The sequence below is a fragment of the Natrinema thermotolerans genome (assembly GCF_031165565.1).
Lineage (GTDB): Archaea > Halobacteriota > Halobacteria > Halobacteriales > Natrialbaceae > Natrinema > Natrinema thermotolerans.
Genome location: NZ_CP101873.1, coordinates 2,203,603 through 2,222,901, shown reverse-complemented (window position 1 = coordinate 2,222,901; position 19,299 = coordinate 2,203,603). Strand labels below are relative to the sequence as shown.

The following is a 19,299-nucleotide window of genomic DNA, read 5'->3' as shown; positions in this document are numbered from 1 at the left end:
GTTCCATCCGGCCGCGTACCCACCGCGCGCGCGAGCTGCTGGGAGCCACCGCCCGACGGATCAGCCGGGTCGTCGACCTCGATCGAATGCCGAACAGTGCCAAAGCCACCAGCACGACCACGAACCATCGACCAGAGACGGCGTTCGTGCCTCACCTACCGGCCGTTTTTGCCCCAAATGGCTCGAGAGAACTCGACGCCGACTCGGTTAGAAACGAGCGATACTGCGGCCGACGGTCCACGACGGCCGCCGCTCGGCCGCTGTCGAGATCCGGGAGTTCCCATCCGAGACGGCTATCGCTCCCGTTGTGACCGCCTAGACTCGCGTTCGTGGCCCCAGTGCGGAGCCGTTAGTTCCCCTTCCCAATAGTGGTGACTCGAGCCACGGGATAAGACGAGTACATCATCGCCCCGCAGCACCACATCGCTCGGCGACTCACGATCGGTTTCGATCGACCGACCCGTCGGAGATAGCGGCATAATCACCCCATAAGACAGAGCGCGGGTATTGCTTGCAGCCGAAGCGATACTTATCCCGTCGTGGTCCAAAGGGGGCCCCATGACAGACGCAGCCGAATGCAGACCGGAGCCGCTCGAGCAGGAGACGAAAGAGCGCGACGACGCCCACCTCGACGACATCGAAGAAGGAGCCGGCTGTACGGAAATCTGGGAACACCTCGCCGAGAAGCGCGAAGAGTAGTGCGAGAATTTCGCCACGGCAACGACCTTTTTGACCGTCACTCCCGTATTCAGGTGCATGACTGACAACCGGTCCGGAGATCGTTCCTCCCGCCGCGGTGAAAACGGTCGTTCGATCCCGACGGACCGAGAATCACCCGTCGGCGCACCGGTCATCCGGGGCGACGAGTCGGTCGCGGGAACACACGCTCGCGAGGCCGTCCAGTTCGATCCCGACGATCCCGAGAGCCTCGCGGACGCCGCCGAGATCGTCCGCCAGTTTGCGGGCGGTGCAACCAACGACGACCACCTGTACATGCTCCGCGGGGCAGCCGCCTGCGCGGCACTCGTTCGCGGCGAGGGATCCTACAAGGCAGCCGCCGAACGTGCCGGCGGCGAAGCGACCGTCTCCTTTATTCGGAAGTGGGCTCGAGTCCATGATCTGCCGCGCTCGGTACGTAAACAGGTCGCGATCGGACAAATCGCGCCGACAGCTGCCAAACACATTGCCCGCGTCGGCGGCGAAGCACGGCTGCTTCTGGCCTGGGCAACACTCGATGGTGACCTTACAGTCCGCGACGTCCGAAGCGTCGCCAGTATGATCAACGACGGCGACTCCATCGAACATGCCCTCGCGGATCACGGTGTTACCCTCGGCGAACTCAGTCTTACCCTCTCGCCAACGACCTATCGCGACCTCCGCCGTCGTGCATCGGTCGATGACGTCGATCCGGGCCGGATCGTCACCGAAGCACTCGAACAGTACTTCGAATAGCAGTCCCGCGCGACGAAGAAAGAAACGTTTAACCGCTCCTCACCGAAAGTAGGGAACACAGGGCCGGTAGCTCAGTTTGGCAGAGCGTCTGGCTTTTAACCAGACGGTCGCGTGTTCAAATCGCGCCCGGCCCGCTTCTGCGAGGAACAGTTCGTGACGAGCGGAGCGGGGATCGTGTGTTCAAATCGTGCCCGGCCCAGACTGTGAGGTGTTTTGCTACTAACAACTGGACCGACGCCACTGTATGTAGAGAGATCGTAGTCTTCTGCGTGAAGCGAGTACGAGAGACCCGACTGTTCGAAGGAAGTCACTCGTCATATAAACGGGTCAAACCGATAGCTGCCATCGTTGAAAACGGAAAAGCCAAGGGCCGGATTTGAACCGGCGGTGGGCGGCTCTGCAGGCCGCTGCGTTCGGCCGGACTCTGCCACCTTGGCGCGTTTTAGCGTTGTTACTGCGTTCGTTTAAGCATAGCGGTACGGATCAGCACTTGTATCGGATCGAAGTACGCTATAAATACAGAAACCCCCGACGGCCACTGGATAGCAGTGGCTGTTCGGGGGTGAAAGTGAGTATGAATGGTGGCGGCGAATCAGATTTCCCAGAGGGTCGCCCACTCCAGTACTGACCGAAACGCAGGCGAGCTTATCTTCCGTGTTCGGGATGGGTACGGGAGGCACCTCGCCGCTATGGCCGCCGTAATGCCGATTCACGGAATCGAACCGCGATCATGCCAATATCGGTGGTGTGTCCAAGACCGAATGTACGTGTAGTCCAGTTTGCGTCCGGACCCGTTCACGCGTCACGGATCCAATGCGATGTAGTGTATGAGTGTGTGGCTTGGCCGATTAGTTCTCGCGGGCTCAACACCTCGTTGCCTTGGTGCGTACACCCCGAGTCTATCGATCTCGTCTTCTACGAGTGGCCTCGGTGGTATCTCTTTTTCAGGTGGGTTTCGAGCTTAGATGCGTTCAGCTCTTACCCCGTGGTGCGTCGCTGCCCAGCACGTGCCCTTTCGGACAGCTGGTACACGAGTGGCACCCATTCGTAGTTCCTCTCGTACTATACGAACGTTCCCGTCAGATACCGTAACACCCCCAATAGATAGCAGCCGACCTGTCTCACGACGGTCTAAACCCAGCTCACGACCTCCTTTAATAGGCGAACAACCTCACCCTTGCCCGCTTCTGCACGGGCAGGATGGAGGGAACCGACATCGAGGTAGCAAGCCACCCGGTCGATATGTGCTCTTGCGGGTGACGACTCTGTTATCCCTAAGGTAGCTTTTCTGTCAGCAATTGGCCGCATCAAGCAGCCTAATTGGTTCGCTAGACCACGCTTTCGCGTCAGCGTCCGTCGTTGTGCCGGACACTGTCAGACTTCCGTTTGCTCTTGCGCTCTTTTCCGCGTCTCCGACGCGGATGAGGAAATCTTGGGGCGCGCCCGATATCTTTTCAGGCGCGTACCGCCCCAGTCAAACTGCCCGGCTACCAGTGTCCTCCGCCAGGAGTGAGAGTCGCAGTCACCATCGGGTAGTATTTCAATGCTGCCTCGGTGGCCCGCTAGCGCGGGTACCTGTGTACCGGCTCCTACCTATGCTGCACAATGGCGACCACGTCTCAGTGACAGCCTGCAGTAAAGCTCTATAGGGTCTTCGCTTCCCCTTGGGGGTCTCCAGACTCCGCACTGGAACGTACAGTTCACCGGGCCCAACGTTGGGACAGTGGCGCTCTCGTTGATCCATTCATGCAAGCCGCTACTGAAGCGGCAAGGTACTACGCTACCTTAAGAGGGTCATAGTTACCCCCGCCGTTAACAGGTCCTTCGTCCCCTTGTACGGGGTGTTCAGATACCTGCACTGGGCAGGATTCAGTGACCGTACGAGTCCTTGCGGATTTGCGGTCACCTATGTTGTTACTAGACAGTCGGAGCGCCCGAGTCACTGCGACCTGCCCCATTGCAGGGCAGGCATCCCTTATTGCGAACGTACGGGACTAACTTGCCGAATTCCCTAACGTCGGTTGCTCCCGACAGACCTTGGCTTTCGCCGCCACGAGTACCTGTGTCGGATCTCGGTACGGACAGTGTGTTTGCCTTTTCACGGGCTCTAGGTTGACCTCTCTTACGCTATCCAGCCATTCGGTCGCTTCGTGCCATTACGGCTTCCACGAACTTCGACTGTTCGACCGGGCGAAAGCCCGGCAGAGGCGGCCCCAAAGCGTTGGCTTTGAGTACACACTGGCATAGGAATATTAACCTATTTCCCTGTTGTCAGCTTCGACTTACGGGCTGACTTAGGACCGGCTAACCCTCAGCTGATCAGCATTGCTGAGGAACCCTTACTCGTTCGGCCGTCGGGGTTCTAACCCGACTAACGCTGCTACTATGACCAGGATTTTCGTTACTGAACGGTCCACACGACTTCTCAGCCGTGCTTCCACCCGAACAGAACGCCAACCTACGAGATCACCAGTCTGAGTGGTGCTGCTAGGTCTCGGTGGTAGACTTGAGCCCCGATCATTTTGGGCGCCTCAAACCTCGGCCGGTAAGCTGTTACGCTTTTCTTAGAGGGTAGCTGCTTCTAAGCTCACCTCCCGGCTGTCTAGGGCTTGAGACCACCTTCGATCGCACTTAGTCTACACTTGGGGACCTTAACCCAGCTCTGGGTTGTCTCCCTCACGGTACACAGGCTTACCCCGTGCACCGGACTCCCTGCGTCAAGCGGCGTTCATAGGTTCGGAGTTGGACAGGGGGGCACACTCCTCTCGGAGTGCGGTCCCCCAATCCGTCGCTCTACCCCATGAACTACCTCGGCAGAGGTCATGCTTCGACATGTTTCGGTTGGAACCAGCTGTTTCCGGACTCGATGGGCCTTTCACCCCTAGACGTAGGTCACGAGAGGGTATTGTAGGACACCAACTCTAACAGGCCTCCACGTGCCTTTCGGCACGCTTCGCCTTGCCCACGCCTAGATCGTCCGGTTTCGGGTCGTGCCCGTTTGACTCCCCGCGCTTGAACACGGCGGCCCTCGTGCAAAGCACTGCGGCCATGTCGGTTTCCCTACGCCTTCCTCGATGATCGAGTTAGACTCGTCAAACAGGCACACTCCCTGGTTCGTTTTTCAAAACGTACGACAGAACACCGGCTTCCCAAACTTCCTACTAGAGGTTCGCACCTCGATCGTTTTGTCCGGGACCTTGTGTGCCCTGTCGCTCCATCGCCAACTGATTTCACGCCCTATTGCACCTCCCTTCGTGGGGTGCTTTTCAGCGTTCGCTCACGCTACTTGTTCGCTATCGGTCTTGAGGAGTGTTTAGTCTTCGCGGTCGATGCCCGCGATATTCACGAGGGATATCCAACCCCCGATACTCTGGAGCTGACTCGTTCCTTACTTGTCGACGGTACGGGACTGTCACCCTGTCTCGTACTCTATTCCAAGAGACTTCGCGTCGCCGTTCGGGAAGTGATCGTCAGTCCGAACACCACATTGCCCGGAAGGGCTTCGGTTTGGACTGTGTCGCGTTTATTCGCCATTACTAACGACATCGCGTTTGCTTTCTTTTCCTGTCGATACTAAGATGTTTCAATTCTCGACGTTCCCCATTGCGCGAAGCAATTGCGGTGGGGATTCCCATTCGGAGATCCCAAGTTCTTTGCCTCCGTGCGGCTCCCTTGGGCTTATCGCAGCTTGGCACGTCCTTCTTCAGCTCTCAAGCCGAGCGATCCACCAGCTGGCACAGTAGCCACGTTCATCGGATCGGCGTTGCGACAGAGTCGCAACATCGTGACCCGGGAACGGGTCCAGTGGACGCCTGGACTACACGTACACACGGTCTCATCTGCACGCCGGTAGACGGCCGGCCTGCATTAACCCTTCCCACCCGCACTTGCGCGGGGTGGTGCATCGGTTCGTTCGGATTCAATCCTCGGGTCGTCTCCCACTTAAGGGGCACGATCCGAGATTTCCTCCGAGACATGGACCCACAGGGATTCGAACCCTGGGCATCCTCCTTGCAAAGGAGGCACTCTACCACTGAGCTATGGGCCCACGTCCGCCACGACGGCGGACAGAGCGTGAAGCGTTAGCCTTGGTAGTTCAAAGGTGCCCGATCGGCCACGACGTGGCTCGATCGAACGTGAAACCGCGTGGCGCAAAGCGCCACGAGTTAAGGTGGGCCGGGGCAGCGCCCCGGTCCCGGTCTGTGGAGGTGATCCAGCCGCAGATTCCCCTACGGCTACCTTGTTACGACTTAAGCCCCCTTGCGGAGCCCAGATTCGACCGGCGTTGCGCCGGCCTCATCCGGACCCCACTCGGGTGCTTTGACGGGCGGTGTGTGCAAGGAGCAGGGACGTATTCACCGCGCCCTTCTGAGGCGCGATTACTACCGAATCCAGCTTCATGAGGGCGAGTTTCAGCCCTCAATCCGAACTACGACCGAGTTTCGGAGATTAGCGCCCCCTTTCGGGGTTGCATCCCACTGTCTCGGCCATTGTAGCCCGCGTGTCGCCCAGCACATTCGGGGCATACTGACCTACCGTTGCCCGTTCCTTCCTCCAGTTTGGCACTGGCAGTCCTCCTAATGTACCCAACCACCGCTAGGTGTTGCTGGCAATTAGGAGTGCGGGTCTCGCTCGTTGCCTGACTTAACAGGACGCCTCACGGTACGAGCTGACGGCGGCCATGCACCTCCTCTCAATGGCTCCAGTAAGGTCATCAACCTGACTTTCACTGCACATTGTCGATGCTGGTGAGATGTCCGGCGTTGAGTCCAATTAAACCGCAGGCTCCTCCGGTTGTAGTGCTCCCCCGCCAATTCCTTTAAGTTTCATCCTTGCGGACGTACTTCCCAGGCGGTCTGCTTCACGGCTTCCCTGCGGCACAGCACAGGCTCGTAGCCTGTGCCACACCTAGCAGACATCGTTTACAGCTCGGACTACCCGGGTATCTAATCCGGTTCGTGACCCGAGCTTTCGTCCCTCACCGTCGGATCCGTCTTCCAGAGGCGCTTTCGCCACCGGTGGTCCGTCCAGGATTACGGGATTTCACTCCTACCCCGGACGTACCCCTCTGGTCTTCCGGTCCCAAGCCATGCAGTTTCCACCGGACGCCCGCGCGTTAAGCGCGCGGATTTCCCGATGGACTTGCACGGCCAGCTACGGACGCTTTAGGCCCAATAATAGCGGTCATCACTCGTGCTGCCGGTATTACCGCGGCGGCTGGCACCGGTCTTGCCCAGCACTTATTCCGCGACCACCTTACGGTCGCAAAAAGCGAGGACTATATGCCCTCGCACTTGGAGTCCCCTTATCGCACTTTCGTGCAGTGTAAAGGTTTCGCGCCTGCTGCGCCCCGTAGGGCCCGGTATCTTGTCTCAGATACCGTCTCCGGGCTCTTGCTCTCACAACCCGTACCGATTATGGGCACGGTGGGCCGTTACCCCACCGTCTACCTAATCGGCCGCAGCCACATCCTATGGCGCCGGAGCGTTTCAGATTCATGCCACTCCAGGCAGTGAATCGTATTCCGAATTAGCCTCAGTTTCCCGAGGTTATTCGGATCCATAGGGTAGTTTGGCCACGTGTTACTGAGCTATCTGCTACGAGTCTAAACTCGTGCAACTAGCATGGCTAAATCGGACTCCAATAGCAATGACCTCCGGCAGGATCAACCGGAATGCTATATGATCTCCCCAGTTGGGGAGGGTCTGTTTGGCGGTGAATGTTGGTACACACTCACACATGGGTCCACGTTCGCTGACGCCGGTCGTCTGACCGATCGAGCGTCACCGAACTACCAAGGCTAACATCAGATCCCATCTGTACGGCGGACCGCAGGGGTGGAATCCTCATTTCCTTCGGACGTATTCATACACCTTCCGGGGTACATAACCCCTTCGGGTTCGAACCGTCCGAGATGACGGACCGAGTTGAACGGCCCGTCGATCACGTCGTCTTTCGCATTTACATCCGAATGCCCTCGAGCATATAAGGGCGTCGGATCGCGGCCACGCCGGAAACCGCAGCCGGCGAGGCTGTGTGCGATCACGACTGAACGCCCAGACACGTATAAGGGCACCGGACTGTCACGGCCGGAAACCGGCCAGACCACGTCTTCGATGGAACCCTCGAGTACGCATAAGGCCGTCGGAACGAACCGACGGCATTCGAGAGCGGATGTGCAGTTCCTCCGTGCCGGGTGACGGCCGAAGGACGCGGCGACGAGCGCCACGTTGTTCGCATTACAATCGAGTGCCCGGGTAGTATATAAGGCCGTCGAACCGGGCACTCATCGAATCCCGATACCATGGCACGGTTTTCCACGAGAAAGGCACCAGCGTGTTAGTATTAAAACACTCGCTGCTCGAGCGGTACGACGGTCGGCCACGAGAATGTCACGCGGGCGGAGGTCGGCCGGTCATCCCACCCTCGTAGGGAGTCGGGCCGGATGATACCCGCGTGCGTCGTCCTCGAGCGCGGACGCGCAAGAAGGCTTCGTGTCACCGACCGCGGCCGAGAGTGCGTCTCGCTGCCGGGTGAACGGCTCGAGCGAGCGCGAGACGCATCGATGCCGATAAACCACGTGCGTTGTAACGTGGAGACGAATGGTCCGGGACCCGTTCGCTTCGGAGTCGACGCCGTCCGCGGAGGAGATCTGCTCTGCGCTGGACGATCCCGACTGCCGCGAGATCATCCGCAACCTCGAGGAACCCATGACTGCATCGGAACTCACCAAGCGCTGTGAGATCCCCCAGTCGACGCTGTACCGGAAACTCGAGTTGCTGACCGAGGCGACGCTGCTCGAGGAGTCGACCGAGATTCGACAGGACGGCCACCACGCGAGCAAGTACTCGGTCGCGTTCGACGAGATCACGCTGGGGCTGGACGAGGAGCGGCAGTTGACGGTCGAGATCGAGCGGCCGGCCCGGACCGCCGACGAGCGACTCGCGGAGCTGTGGTCGGAGGTGCGAAAGGAAACATGAACCCGTTCCCTGCCGGTCCGACGGAAACGATGCTCGCACTGGCGGTCGTGAAGACGCTCGTCCTCGTGGTCGGAAGCGTCATCACGTACTTCGCCTTCAAGGCCTATCGACGGACGCGCCAGCCGGCGCTTGGCTATCTCGCGGCCGGGTTCGGGATCGTGACGCTCGGGTTCGTCCTGGCCGGCATGCTGTACGAGGTACTCGGTGTCGCGCTCGTGACGGGGATCTTGCTCGAGAGTTTGCTCGTGTTGATCGGCTTTCTCGTGATCGCGTACTCGATGTACGCACAGTAAGCGGTCGCCGTGAACGGAACGGTCGTGGAGTTCTCGTCCCGGATCCTCGCTCGAGAGGCGTTGCGCTGTCCCAGCAGCACGGAGTTACCACACTGTTGCTGACGGACTCACACGGGGCCGTCCGTGGTCCGTCGGGAGCAAACCACACTCCGGCGCGCGCGGTGTCCGGGCGGCTAGGTCGGTCGATGGCCGGCGTCACCGATTCAGCGTGTGAATCGCGTGCCCGAGCGCGTTCTCGGCGGCTTCCATCACTGACTCCGAGAGCGTGGGGTGGGTATGGACCGTCGCGGCGACGTCCTCGAGGGTCGCGCCGAGTTCGATCGCGAGGCCGAGTTCGGCGATCAGTTCCGAGGCTTCGGGACCGACGATCGAGGCACCGAGAAGGTAGCCGGATTCCTCGTCGGCAACGACCTTGACGAAGCCGTCCGAGTCGCCGGTCGTCAGCGCGCGACCGCTCGCGCGGAAGGGGAACTGGCCGGTTACGGGTTCGAAGCCGGCCTCGGCGGCCTCGGGTTCGGTCATCCCGACGGTTCCGATTTCGGGGTCGGTGAAGACGGCTGCGGGCATGGCCTGATAGTCGATCGCGGCGGGTTCGCCGGCGATGACCTCGGCCGCGACTTGTCCCTCCGCGCTGCCCTTGTGAGCGAGCATCGGTTCGCCGGCGACGTCGCCGACGGCGAAGATATGCTCGAGGTTCGTGCGTGCGCGCGAATCGGTTTCAACGAAGCCGGCATCGTCGGTCTCGACGCCGGCTTCCTCGAGGTCGAGGGTGTCCGAGACGGGCTGGCGGCCGACGGCGACGAGTACCTTCTCGGCCTCGAGTTCGAGGCGCTCGTCTTCGACGGCTTCGGCGCCGCTCGCGGTTTCACCGCTCTCCTGTTCCGAGGCGTGTGATGCCTCGCCCCCACCATCGGCAGCGGCGTTGTCTGCCGGTTCGGCGACGACGCGGATCCCGTCATCGCCGTCGCGCTCGTGCCACTCCGACGCGGTATACCCGAATTCGAACTCGATCCCGAGGTCGGTCGCCCGCCCTTTGACGGGGCGTTTGAGATCGTCGTCGTACCCCGGCAGGATCGAGTCGAGCATCTCGATGACAGTCACGTCGGTCCCCAGTTTGGCGAAGACGCTTGCCAGCTCCATTCCGATATAGCCCGCGCCGACGACGACGATCGAGTCCGGCACCGACTCGAGGGCGAGCGCCTGTCTCGAGTCCAGCACGGGCTCGTCGCCGAAGTCGAAATTGGGGATCTCGATGGGGCGGGAGCCGGTCGCGATGACGGCGTGTTCGAACTCCAGGCTCTCCGAGCCCTGGCCCTCGCCGCTGTGGGAGACGCGGGCGGTGTTCTCGCCGGCGAAGCGAGCGGTGCCCTCGAGCAGGGTCACCCCATTGGCCTTGCAGAGCTTTTCGACGCCGCCCGTGAGCTGGTCGACGACGCCGTCTTTCCACGCCATCATCTCGCCGAGGTCGATCTCCGGCTCGGCGTGGATTCCCATCTCCTCGGCGGTCGCGGCGTCGTGAGCCACGTCGGTGGCAGTAATCAGGGCCTTCGACGGGATACAGCCGTAGTTCAGGCAGGTCCCACCGTAGGCGTCCTTCTCGACGAGCGTGACGTCGAGGTCAAGCTGTCCCGCGCGGATCGCGGCCACGTAGCCCGCGGGGCCCGCGCCGATTACGAGTACGTCCGTGCCGGTCGTGACGTCTCCGACGACCATCAGCGATCCGCCTCCGTCGTGCGTGTACTGAATGTCATGTTCGGTAGCTCCGTCTTCGGTCACTCGAGCAATAGTAGGTGCGGGTTCTCGAGGTACTCCATGACGGTGTTGGTGAACTGCGCGCCGACCGCACCGTCGATCAGTCGGTGATCGAACGACAGCGAGAGGGTCATCACGGAACGGGGTTCGATCGACTCGGTGCCGTCCTCGTCGGTGACAACGCGGGGTTTGCGCTTGATCTCCCCGATCGCGAGAATGCCCGCCTCGGGGTAGTTGATGATCGGCGTGGCGTACTCGCCGCCGATGCCGCCGATGTTGGTGATGGTAAACGTCGAGCCCTGCAGTTCGCTGGGACTGATCGTTCGATCGCGGGCCTTCTGGACGACCTCGTTCATCTCCGAGGAGAGTTGCAAGAGCCCCTTCCGATCGGCGTCCTCGATCACCGGGACCATCAGTCCGACGTCGGTCGCGGTCGCGACCCCGATGTTGTAGTAATCGCGGTAGACGATCTCCTCGCTGGCCTCGTCGATGACGGCGTTCATCTCGGGGTATTCGTGCAGCGCCGCGATGACGGCCTTCATGATGAACGGCATGTAGGTCAGCCGGATGCCACGCTCCTCGGCGCGCGGTTTGAGGTCCTCGCGGGCCGCGACGAGTTCGGTCACGTCGACCTCGTCGTGGTGAGTGACGTGGGGCGCGCTGTACTTGGACTCGACCATTGCGTCGGCGATCGTCTTGCGCACACCCGTAAACGGCTCGCGACGTTCGCGCTCGCCCTCGGCGAAGTCAGCGCCCGTCGTCCCGACCGGTTCGCCCGCCTCGAGCGATTCGCGGTCGGCCTCCTGTGCCTGTCGCTGGGCCGCAGCGTACTCACGGACCGCCTCGGGCGTGACAAAGGCCTCGCCGTCGCGCTCCTCGTCAGTCGGGATGGCGTCGATATCGACGCCTTCCTCCTGGGCGATCCGACGGGTTGCGGGCGCTGCCAGCGTTTTGTCGCGGTCGGCGGACTCGACCTGCCCCGGCGTCTCGTGTCGCCGGGCGCTCGAGTCCGCGGTTGCCGTCGCCGCGCTTTCGGTGGCCGTCTCCCCAGTAGTACCGGTCGCGGTCGAATCGGCCGTCTCGGACGCGGCCTCACCTGCCGTCGCGACGGCGCTCCGTGACTGCGATCCCGCCGTTTCGCCGCCGGACTCGCCGCCCGCCGCGGCCCGCACGTCGGCCGCGGTGATCCGCCCGCCGGGACCGCTCCCCCGAACGCTCGAGAGGTCGATCCCCCGCTCGCGGGCCATCCGGCGGACGCGCGGGGGCGCGAAGACGCGGTCGTCGGGCGGCGCGACGGCCTCGGTGTCGGCGCCGGTCGCACCGGGATCGCCCGGCTGCTCGCTCGGCTCGTCACCGCCGGCGTGTTCGCTCGTCGTCTCCCGCTCCGATTCGGTCGGCTCTGCAGTTCCCTCGGTCTCCTCACCTGCAACGTCGAACGAGATGATCACCGTCCCGACCGGAACGACCTCGCCCGCCTCGACGTGTAACTCGCGGACCGTGCCGTCGACCGGCGCGGGGACCTCCACGAGGGCCTTGTCGGTCTCGACCTCCGCGACCGGCTGGTCCTCGGTGACCTCGTCGCCCGGCTCGACCAGCCACGAGACCAGTTCGCCCTCCGCGACCCCTTCGCCGACGTCCGGTAGTTCGAACTCCCTGACCATGGTTAGAACTCCGCGGCCCGTCGAATGCCGTCCTCGATGCGCGCCGCCTCGGGGAGGTAGTAGTCCTCGAGGGCGTACAGCGGGAACGGGGTGTCGAACCCGGTGACTCGTTCGATCGGCGCTTCCTGATACAGCAGCGACTCCTCCTGTAAGGTGGCGGTGATCTCCGCGCCCAGCCCGCCGGTCTTCGGGGCCTCGTGGACGACCGCCGCGCGGCCGGTCTTCTCGAAGGACTCGACGATCGTCTCCTCGTCTAACGGCGACAGCGTCCGTAAGTCGACGACCTCGGCGTCGATCCCCTCTTCGGCGAGGTTCTCGGCGGCCTCGAGGGTCGGTCTGGTCATCGCGCCCCACGTATAGACCGAGACGTCCGACCCCTCGCGGCGGACGGCCGCCTCGCCGAGCGGTACCTCGTAGGATTCGTTCGGGACGTCGTCGCGGAACGCCCGATAGATCAGCTTCGGCTCGAGGAACATCACCGGATCCGGACTTCGGATCGCGCTGATCAACAGCCCCTTGGTGTCGTAGGGGGTCGAGGGAACGACGACTTTGAGCCCGGGCTGGTGGACGAACATCGCCTCGGTCGACTCGGAGTGGTGTTCCGGGGCGCGGATGCCGCCGCCGTAGGGGGCCCGGATCACCATCGGGCACGTAAATCGCCCGCGCGAGCGCGTTCGCAGGCGCGCCGCGTGCGAGACGATCTGGTCGAATCCAGGATAGATAAAGCCCAGGAACTGGATTTCGGGGACCGGCCGCATCCCGTAGGCGGCCATCCCGATCGCTGTGCCGATGATGCCCGATTCGGCCAGCGGAGTGTCGACGACCCGGTCGTCACCGAATTCGTCGTAGAGCCCCTCGGTCGCGCGGAAGACGCCGCCGTTTTTCCCGACGTCTTCGCCCATGACGATGACGTCGTCGTCGCGTTCCATCTCGGTGTGCAGTCCGTCCCGGACCGCCTGTACCAGCGTCAGACTCTCTGATTCTGCTGCCATGTGTTAGCCCTCCAAGAGCGCGTCGTCGCCGTGTTCCTCGCGAATCGATTCGAAGTACTCGAGTTGCCGTTGCAGCCGTCGGGGCATCCCCTCGTAGACGTGGGCGAAGATCTCCTCGGGGTCGGGCCGGTCGAACGACTCGGCCCCCTCGATGGCGTCGGCCACGTCGTCCTCGATCCGGTCCTCGATCGCGTCGACTCGCTCGTCATCGAGGATCCCGGTCGAGCGCAGATACGTCTCGAGACGCGGGATGGGATCCTTCTGTTTCCAGCGTTCGACCTCCTCGTCGGTGCGGTAGACGGAGGGGTCGTCGGCAGTGGTGTGGGCACCGAACCGGTACTGGACCGCTTCGATCAGCGTCGGTCGCAGTTCGTCCGCATCGGGGTCTTTGGCCTTTTCGACGGCCTCCTTGGTGACCTTGTAGACCGCCAGCGGATCCATGCCGTCGACCTGGACCCCGTCGAAGCCGTAGGCGGTGGCCTTCTGGGCGAGGGTATCGCTCGCGGTCTGGCGCTCCCGGGGCACGGAGATCGCCCACTGGTTGTTGTTACAGAAAAAGACCGACGGCGTGTCGAAGACGCCGGCGAAGTTCAGCCCCTCGTGGAAGTCACCCTCCGAGGTCGCGCCGTCGCCGAAGTAACAGACGAAGGCCTTCTCCTCGCCCTTGAGCTTCGAGGCCCAGGCCGCGCCGGTCGCGTGGGGGATCTGGGTCGCGATGGGGACCGCGACCGAGAACATGTTGACGTCCTCGGGGATGTAGTTGCCCCGCTCGTGGCCCATCCAGTACAACAGGGTTCGCTCGAGGGAGAGACCGCGAACCAAGCCGACGCCGTGTTCGCGGTAGCTGGGGAAGACCCAGTCGCCGTCGGCGAGCGCGTGAGCGCTGCCGACCTGTGCGGCCTCCTGCCCCGACAGGGGCGGATACGTCCCCATTCGGCCCTGGCGTTGGAGACTGACGGCCCGCTCGTCGAATCGCCGTACGAGCCGCATCTGCTCGTACATCTCGACGAGTTCGTCCTCGGAGAGGTCGGGTACGTCGGCGTCGTCGAGGACGCGGCCGGTGTCGTCGAGAACCTGTACTCGCTCACGGGGATCGCGTTGTATCGTACTCACAGGAAGACCCACCTGTACATACCCTACTGAACTATCGCTCAAGGTAAAGGAGTTTCCCAAAATACGTTACTATTGGTGTGATTCTTGCCTGGCAGTTATCGAATCACCGCCCAATACCGAACAGTATCGGGTGAAAGCGAGCGAAAGAGGTCATTCTTTGACGTTCGTTGGATTCGAATCGGGGAATCGGTGTCGGACTGGACGAACTCGAAATTCGATCGCGGGCGACTCGTGATGGACGGAGCCGGCGGGCCAGAGACGGTCCGTCGGCCGTCGCTCAGTGGCCCGTCTGCTGGGGCCTCGAGCGACGGGCATCAGCTCTCGCCTCCTCGAGGCTCTTGCCCTCGCGCAACACGGCGTCGACGAACAGTTCGCCGGCCTTGTACGACGAGCGGACCATGGGACCGCTGGCACAGTAGAGAAAGCCGAGTTCCGCCTCGGCGACGCGCCGCCACGTCTCGTACTTGTCGGGGTGGTCGTAGCGCTGGACCGCGAGGTGGTCCCGCGAAGGCCGCAAGTACTGGCCCAGCGTGACGATGTCGACGCCGCGCTCGCGACAGTCCGCTAACGTCTGATAGACCTCGTGATCGTACTCGCCGTGGCCGAGCATGATCGAGGTCTTCGTGTAGATGTCGGACTCGCGGTCGACCTGTTCCAGGACCGAGAGGCTCTGTTCGTAGCCCGCACGGCGGTCCCGGACCGGGAACTGCAAGCGCTCGACGGTCTCGACATTGTGGGCGATCACGTCCGGTTCGGCGTCGATGATCTTCCGGACGAGCCGTTCCTCGCCCTGGAAGTCCGGGATCAACACCTCGACGAGGATGCCGGGATGGCGGGCCTTGATCTCGCGGATCGTCTCGGCGAACTGGCCCGCGCCCTGATCGGGAAGGTCGTCGCGGTCGACGCTGGTCAACACGACGTAGTCCAACCCGATCTCGGCGATCGCGTCGGCGACGTTCGCGGGCTCGTCGGGATCGAGCGGCTCCATGCCGCCCGTTTGTACGTCACAGAAGTTGCAGGCTCGAGAACAGCGATCGCCCAGCAGCATGAACGTGGCCGTTCCGCCGTCGGCCGACCCGTCGCCGGGTCCCGAACGACCCGACCAGCACTCGCCCAGATTGGGACAGTTTGCCTCCTCGCAGACGGTATGGAGGTCGTACTCGCGCAGTGTCTCGCGGATGCCGGCGAACTCCTGGCCAGACGGGGGGCGGCTCTTCAGCCAGTCGGGCTTTCGCGCGCGACTCATACCGGTACGTCGGGCCGATAGCCAAAAACCGTGGTGGTCCGGCGAACGGTCCGCGGAGCCAGCACGGACGCTCGACTCGCTCGAATCACCATTAACCGGTCCGTTACCCCGATAGCTTTACGGACGGGTACGGAATAGGCGGGGCCGATGGCCCTCGGCTCGACTCCCGACTGGTTCCACATCAGCGACGACGAGGATGTCGTCTGGGAGAGCCGTCCCCATCCGGTCACGATGGGAACGCGACTCCCGGTCGGGATCGGAATCGCGATCGCGGGGTTTCTCCTCGCCGGCTGGAGCGGGACCGACGGCGTCGGGACCCTGACGATCCTCGGCGTTCTCGTGACCGTCGTCGGCGCGGCCGTCGCCGGTGCCCGCTATCTCGTCTGGACGAACACCCGCTATGTCATCACCTCCACGGAACTCTACAAGAAACGCGGCGTCGTCTCCAGGGACGTCACCCAGTTTCGCCTCGAGCGGGTCCAGAACACCAGCCTCCGCCAGTCGTGGATCGGCCGGATGCTGGGGTACGGCGACCTGACGGTCTACACCGCGGGCTCGGGCGAGCCGGAGCTGACCTTCGAACGGGTACCCAGCCCCGAGCGGGCGAGCAGCCGGCTCAGCGACCAGCTCGAGGCCGTCGCGGCCGACGAGTCGGCGGTCTGATACGGTCTCCCGTAAGTCACCGCCAGTGGGACCACAGGGCGGTTGCGGCCCCACCGGTACATCGGTACAGCAAACCGTATGAGGACCACAAGACCCATTATTGCGGGCTGGGGACCCCCGATACGATGTCGACGACTCAAACGGCGTCCGGCGAACCCGTGGTATCGAGCCGCTCGAGCATCGCGGCGAGCGCCGGCGTCGGCGTCCTGACGGCCGCGATCGGCTATCTCGTCACCTACCTGTTGATCGGGAGCGAGGTCCGCGAGCGGTTCGGCGACGGCGTCGCCGACTGGCGGGGCGCTGCCTGGTACTTCTACGAGGCCCACATGGTCGACGTGGAACTCACCGGACAGGTCGGCTCGGTCGGCGGGACCGACACCCTCGATCTCATCGCGCGAACGGGCGGCGCCGCGGACCTGCTGTACGTTGTCGTCCCGCTGGCGCTGATCGCGGCCGGGGCGGGGCTGGCCGTCCGGCTGGGAGCGAGCGAACTCGGCGACGCCATCACCATCGGGCTCCCGGTGATGATCGGCTATTCGGCGGTGCTGAGCGTCGGCGCGGTCGCCGCCAAATCGACGACCGAGGTGTCGGCGTTCGGGATCGAAGCGACGCGGACGGTCGCACCGGCGCTCGTGCCGGCAGTCCTCCTCGGCGGTGTGATCTACCCGCTCGTGTTCGCCACGCTGGGGGCCGCGATCGCGACGGTCCTCGCGTCGCGGTAGCCGGGAGACGCCTCGAAGGAAACGCCTTTGACCCGCCGCTTCTCCTGTCCGTGTGATGGAGGTCGCCGAGGTTCTCCCCGAGTTCGCCGACGCCTTCGCCTTCGAGGAGTTCAACCGCATGCAACGCGAGGCTCTACCGGCCTTGCTCGAGTCGTCGGAGAACGTGGTCGCGAGCGCGCCGACGGCCTCGGGGAAGACGGCGCTTGCGGAACTGGCGATCTGTAAGGCCTTAGCCGACGGCGGCACCGCGCTGTTTATCGCCCCGATGCGGGCGCTGACCAACGAGAAAGAGGACGACTGGGACCGCTTCGAGGCGCTGGATTACTCGGTCTACGTCGTCACCGGCGAGCGCGATCTCAACCCCCGCCGCGCGCGCCGGGCGGACATCCTCGTGATGACCCCCGAGAAACTGGATTCGGCGACCCGCAAACACGACTCCCGTCGCTACGACTTCGTCACCGACATCGACGTCTGTGTCATCGACGAGGTCCACTTGCTGGACGCGGACCGACGGGGGTCGGTGCTGGAGGTGACGATCTCCCGGCTGCGACGGCTCTGTGCGCCCCGCATCGTCGCGCTGTCGGCGACGATGCCAAACGTCGACGACGTGGCGGCGTGGCTCGACGCCCCCGAGGAGGCCACCTTCGAGTTCGGCGACGAGTACCGGCCTGTCGATCTCAAATCGGGCGTCAGGACCTACACCCACGGCGACAACGCCTTCGCAGACAAGTACCGCCGGCTCTACCGGGCGCTCGATCTCGCCGAGCCACACCTCCGGGAGGACGGCCAGGCGCTGGTTTTCGTCTCCTCGAGACAGGACACCGTCCAGGCGGCCAAGAAGGCCAGAGACGAGATCGCCGAACGCGACGTCTCGATGGGCGTCCGGGGGGACTACGATTTCCACACCGATCTGAAGGAGGCGATCGACAACGACACCCTCCGGCAGTCGATCCTCGACGGCGTCGCCTTCCACCACGCGGGCCTCTCGAAGGAGGAGCGGGACCTCGTCGAGGAGTGGTTCAAACAGGGCCACATCGAACTCCTCTTTTCGACGTCGACGCTGGCGTGGGGCGTCAACCTGCCGGCCCGCTGTGTCGTGATCCGGGATACGAAATACCACGATCCCCTCGAGGGCGAGGTCGATATGAGTCCGCTCGACGTCCTCCAGATGCTCGGCCGCGCCGGCCGCCCGGGGTACGACGACGTCGGCTACGGCTGGGTCGTCTGTGACTCGAGCGAGGCCGACAAGTACCGCCGCTTGCTCCGGGACGGCAAGGAGATCGAGTCCCGGCTCGCGGAGAGCCTCGAGACGCATCTCAACGCCGAGATCGCGATGGGGACGATCACCGATCTCGAGGACGTGATGGACTGGCTCGAGACGACCTTCTACTACGTGCGCGGCCAGTCCAAACCCGACGAGTACGACTTTCCGAACCTGCGCGAGCGGGTCCGGGACTGCCTCGAGGGGCTGGTCGAGCGCGGCTTCGTCGAGACCGGCGAGGACCTCTCGATCGAGGCGACGCCGTTGGGCGTGTTGACCTCGAAGTACTACCTCCGGCTGGATACGGCCGCCCGCTTCGCCGCGCTCTGTGACCGGGCCGAATCGGGCCCGATCACGGCCGGGGACGTCCTCGAGACGGTCGCGACCGCCGAGGAGTTCGACTCGGTGTCGGCCCGACAGGACGAACGCGACGCGATATCCGCGGTCTTAGTCGGCGAGGACACCGACGATCTCGACGCCGGCGAGCGGAAGGTCCTCGCAATCTTGCGCGGGGCGGCGAGCGGGTCGACGCCGGCGGAACTGCGCAGCGACGCGTGGGCCATCCGGCGCAACGCGACCCGGCTCGTCTCCGCGCTGGGGGCCTTCCTCGATCGGTTCGTCGGTCCCCACGCCGCGAACCTCGCACGGCGGGTCGAGGCCCGCATCGAGAACGGCGTCGCCGAGGACGCGGTCGGACTGACCGCCATCGACGGCGTCGGGCCGGGCCGCGCGAGCAAGCTCGCGAAAGAGGGACTGTCGACGCCCGGCGACGTCGCCGACGCCGGCGTCGAGGGGCTGATCGACGCCGGCCTCTCGGAAGGCGTCGCCGAGCGTGTCGCCGAGGGTGCGTCGTCGCTGCCCGCCCTCGAGATCGACTGGGGGCAGTTCCCCGAGACCGTCGCGACCGGCGAGAACGAAGTCTGTGACGTGACCGTTCGGAACGTTGGCGAGCCGGCCCGCGCAGGGATCCGGGTGACCGTCAACGGCGTGGAAATGACGAGTTCGAACACCTACCTGCGCGACGCGGAGACCGTTCCGGTCGGCGTCTTCGGCGCGGATGCCGAGGAACTCGAGTTTACCGTCAGCGTCGCCTTCCCGGAGGAGCCGCTGGTACCGATCACGGCGAGCCGGACGGTCGAAGTCGAATAACGGCTTCGCGCTGCG

At 63.6% G+C, this 19,299-nt stretch carries 12 protein-coding genes, 3 tRNA genes and 3 rRNA genes; 8 read left to right on the top strand and 10 right to left on the bottom strand.

The features are described 5' to 3' along the window. The first annotated feature begins 558 nt into the window (after positions 1–558). From NP511_RS11435 to NP511_RS11425, 3 genes are all read left to right on the top strand, one after another. Positions 559–699, top strand: coding sequence for a hypothetical protein (locus NP511_RS11435; protein WP_006648118.1), 141 nt, complete (start codon positions 559–561; stop codon positions 697–699). Positions 700–756: 57 nt separating this feature from the next. Continuing rightward, complete coding sequence (locus tag NP511_RS11430; protein ID WP_006648119.1) at positions 757–1,452, top strand: DUF7119 family protein; 696 nt, start codon at positions 757–759, stop codon at positions 1,450–1,452. Between the two features lie 60 nt (positions 1,453–1,512). Beyond that, positions 1,513–1,586, top strand: a tRNA-Lys gene (locus tag NP511_RS11425). Positions 1,587–1,813: 227 nt separating this feature from the next. Here the strand turns inward: NP511_RS11425 and NP511_RS11420 are convergent. The 5 genes from NP511_RS11420 to NP511_RS11400 all read right to left on the bottom strand — a co-directional run bounded on the left by NP511_RS11420 (position 1,814) and on the right by NP511_RS11400 (position 7,128). Continuing rightward, positions 1,814–1,889: transfer RNA gene (locus NP511_RS11420), tRNA-Cys, on the bottom strand. A gap of 142 nt (positions 1,890–2,031) precedes the next feature. Further along, a 5S ribosomal RNA gene (rrf, locus tag NP511_RS11415) occupies positions 2,032–2,153 on the bottom strand. Between the two features lie 129 nt (positions 2,154–2,282). Then, positions 2,283–5,204, bottom strand: a 23S ribosomal RNA gene (locus NP511_RS11410). Between the two features lie 224 nt (positions 5,205–5,428). After that, positions 5,429–5,500 (bottom strand) — tRNA-Ala (locus NP511_RS11405). Between the two features lie 155 nt (positions 5,501–5,655). Further along, positions 5,656–7,128, bottom strand: a 16S ribosomal RNA gene (locus tag NP511_RS11400). Together the 16S, 23S and 5S rRNA genes with 2 tRNA genes alongside form the textbook arrangement of a ribosomal RNA operon. Before the next feature lie 926 nt (positions 7,129–8,054). On the opposite strand from NP511_RS11400, the gene NP511_RS11395 reads away from it, so the two are divergent. Next, positions 8,055–8,432: a winged helix-turn-helix domain-containing protein gene (locus tag NP511_RS11395; protein WP_006648663.1), complete on the top strand. Its 378-nt coding sequence runs from the start codon at positions 8,055–8,057 to the stop codon at positions 8,430–8,432. Next, positions 8,429–8,725 (top strand): DUF7521 family protein, encoded by a 297-nt coding sequence (locus NP511_RS11390; protein WP_006648662.1) that lies wholly within the window; start codon positions 8,429–8,431, stop codon positions 8,723–8,725. The genes NP511_RS11395 and NP511_RS11390 overlap by 4 nt, the downstream gene beginning before the upstream one ends. A 195-nt stretch (positions 8,726–8,920) precedes the next feature. Here the strand turns inward: NP511_RS11390 and NP511_RS11385 are convergent, their stop codons facing one another. From NP511_RS11385 to lipA, 5 genes are all read right to left on the bottom strand, one after another. Continuing rightward, positions 8,921–10,438 (bottom strand): dihydrolipoyl dehydrogenase family protein, encoded by a 1,518-nt coding sequence (locus NP511_RS11385; RefSeq protein WP_049965401.1) that lies wholly within the window; start codon positions 10,436–10,438, stop codon positions 8,921–8,923. Between the two features lie 59 nt (positions 10,439–10,497). Continuing rightward, complete coding sequence (locus NP511_RS11380) at positions 10,498–12,138, bottom strand: dihydrolipoamide acetyltransferase family protein (RefSeq protein ID WP_049965104.1); 1,641 nt, start codon at positions 12,136–12,138, stop codon at positions 10,498–10,500. Positions 12,139–12,140: 2 nt separating this feature from the next. After that, a complete protein-coding gene (locus NP511_RS11375; RefSeq protein WP_049965105.1) occupies positions 12,141–13,130 on the bottom strand; it encodes an alpha-ketoacid dehydrogenase subunit beta in 990 nt (329 codons plus the stop codon). Between the two features lie 3 nt (positions 13,131–13,133). Beyond that, positions 13,134–14,243, bottom strand: coding sequence for a pyruvate dehydrogenase (acetyl-transferring) E1 component subunit alpha (pdhA, locus tag NP511_RS11370; RefSeq protein WP_006648658.1), 1,110 nt, complete (start codon positions 14,241–14,243; stop codon positions 13,134–13,136). A 277-nt stretch (positions 14,244–14,520) separates the two neighbouring features. After that, positions 14,521–15,489: a lipoyl synthase gene (gene lipA / locus NP511_RS11365; RefSeq protein WP_006648657.1), complete on the bottom strand. Its 969-nt coding sequence runs from the start codon at positions 15,487–15,489 to the stop codon at positions 14,521–14,523. A 147-nt stretch (positions 15,490–15,636) separates the two neighbouring features. On the opposite strand from lipA, the gene NP511_RS11360 reads away from it, so the two are divergent. The 3 genes from NP511_RS11360 to NP511_RS11350 all read left to right on the top strand — a co-directional run bounded on the left by NP511_RS11360 (position 15,637) and on the right by NP511_RS11350 (position 19,284). Then, complete coding sequence (locus NP511_RS11360) at positions 15,637–16,152, top strand: PH domain-containing protein (protein WP_049965106.1); 516 nt, start codon at positions 15,637–15,639, stop codon at positions 16,150–16,152. Positions 16,153–16,277: 125 nt separating this feature from the next. Continuing rightward, positions 16,278–16,874 (top strand): DUF7978 family protein, encoded by a 597-nt coding sequence (locus NP511_RS11355; protein WP_049965107.1) that lies wholly within the window; start codon positions 16,278–16,280, stop codon positions 16,872–16,874. 55 nt (positions 16,875–16,929) lie between these two features. Next, complete coding sequence (locus NP511_RS11350; protein WP_049965108.1) at positions 16,930–19,284, top strand: DEAD/DEAH box helicase; 2,355 nt, start codon at positions 16,930–16,932, stop codon at positions 19,282–19,284. The last annotated feature ends 15 nt before the right edge of the window (positions 19,285–19,299 follow it).

Coding starts and splice junctions, on each gene's coding strand:
- NP511_RS11435 (WP_006648118.1), top strand. CDS start 559: ATGACAGACGCAGCCGAATGCAGACCGGAGCCGCTCGAGCAGGAGACG.
- NP511_RS11430 (WP_006648119.1), top strand. CDS start 757: ATGACTGACAACCGGTCCGGAGATCGTTCCTCCCGCCGCGGTGAAAAC.
- NP511_RS11395 (WP_006648663.1), top strand. CDS start 8,055: ATGGTCCGGGACCCGTTCGCTTCGGAGTCGACGCCGTCCGCGGAGGAG.
- NP511_RS11390 (WP_006648662.1), top strand. CDS start 8,429: ATGAACCCGTTCCCTGCCGGTCCGACGGAAACGATGCTCGCACTGGCG.
- NP511_RS11385 (WP_049965401.1), bottom strand. CDS start 10,438: ATGGTCGTCGGAGACGTCACGACCGGCACGGACGTACTCGTAATCGGC.
- NP511_RS11380 (WP_049965104.1), bottom strand. CDS start 12,138: ATGGTCAGGGAGTTCGAACTACCGGACGTCGGCGAAGGGGTCGCGGAG.
- NP511_RS11375 (WP_049965105.1), bottom strand. CDS start 13,130: ATGGCAGCAGAATCAGAGAGTCTGACGCTGGTACAGGCGGTCCGGGAC.
- lipA (WP_006648657.1), bottom strand. CDS start 15,489: ATGAGTCGCGCGCGAAAGCCCGACTGGCTGAAGAGCCGCCCCCCGTCT.
- NP511_RS11360 (WP_049965106.1), top strand. CDS start 15,637: ATGGCCCTCGGCTCGACTCCCGACTGGTTCCACATCAGCGACGACGAG.
- NP511_RS11355 (WP_049965107.1), top strand. CDS start 16,278: ATGTCGACGACTCAAACGGCGTCCGGCGAACCCGTGGTATCGAGCCGC.
- NP511_RS11350 (WP_049965108.1), top strand. CDS start 16,930: ATGGAGGTCGCCGAGGTTCTCCCCGAGTTCGCCGACGCCTTCGCCTTC.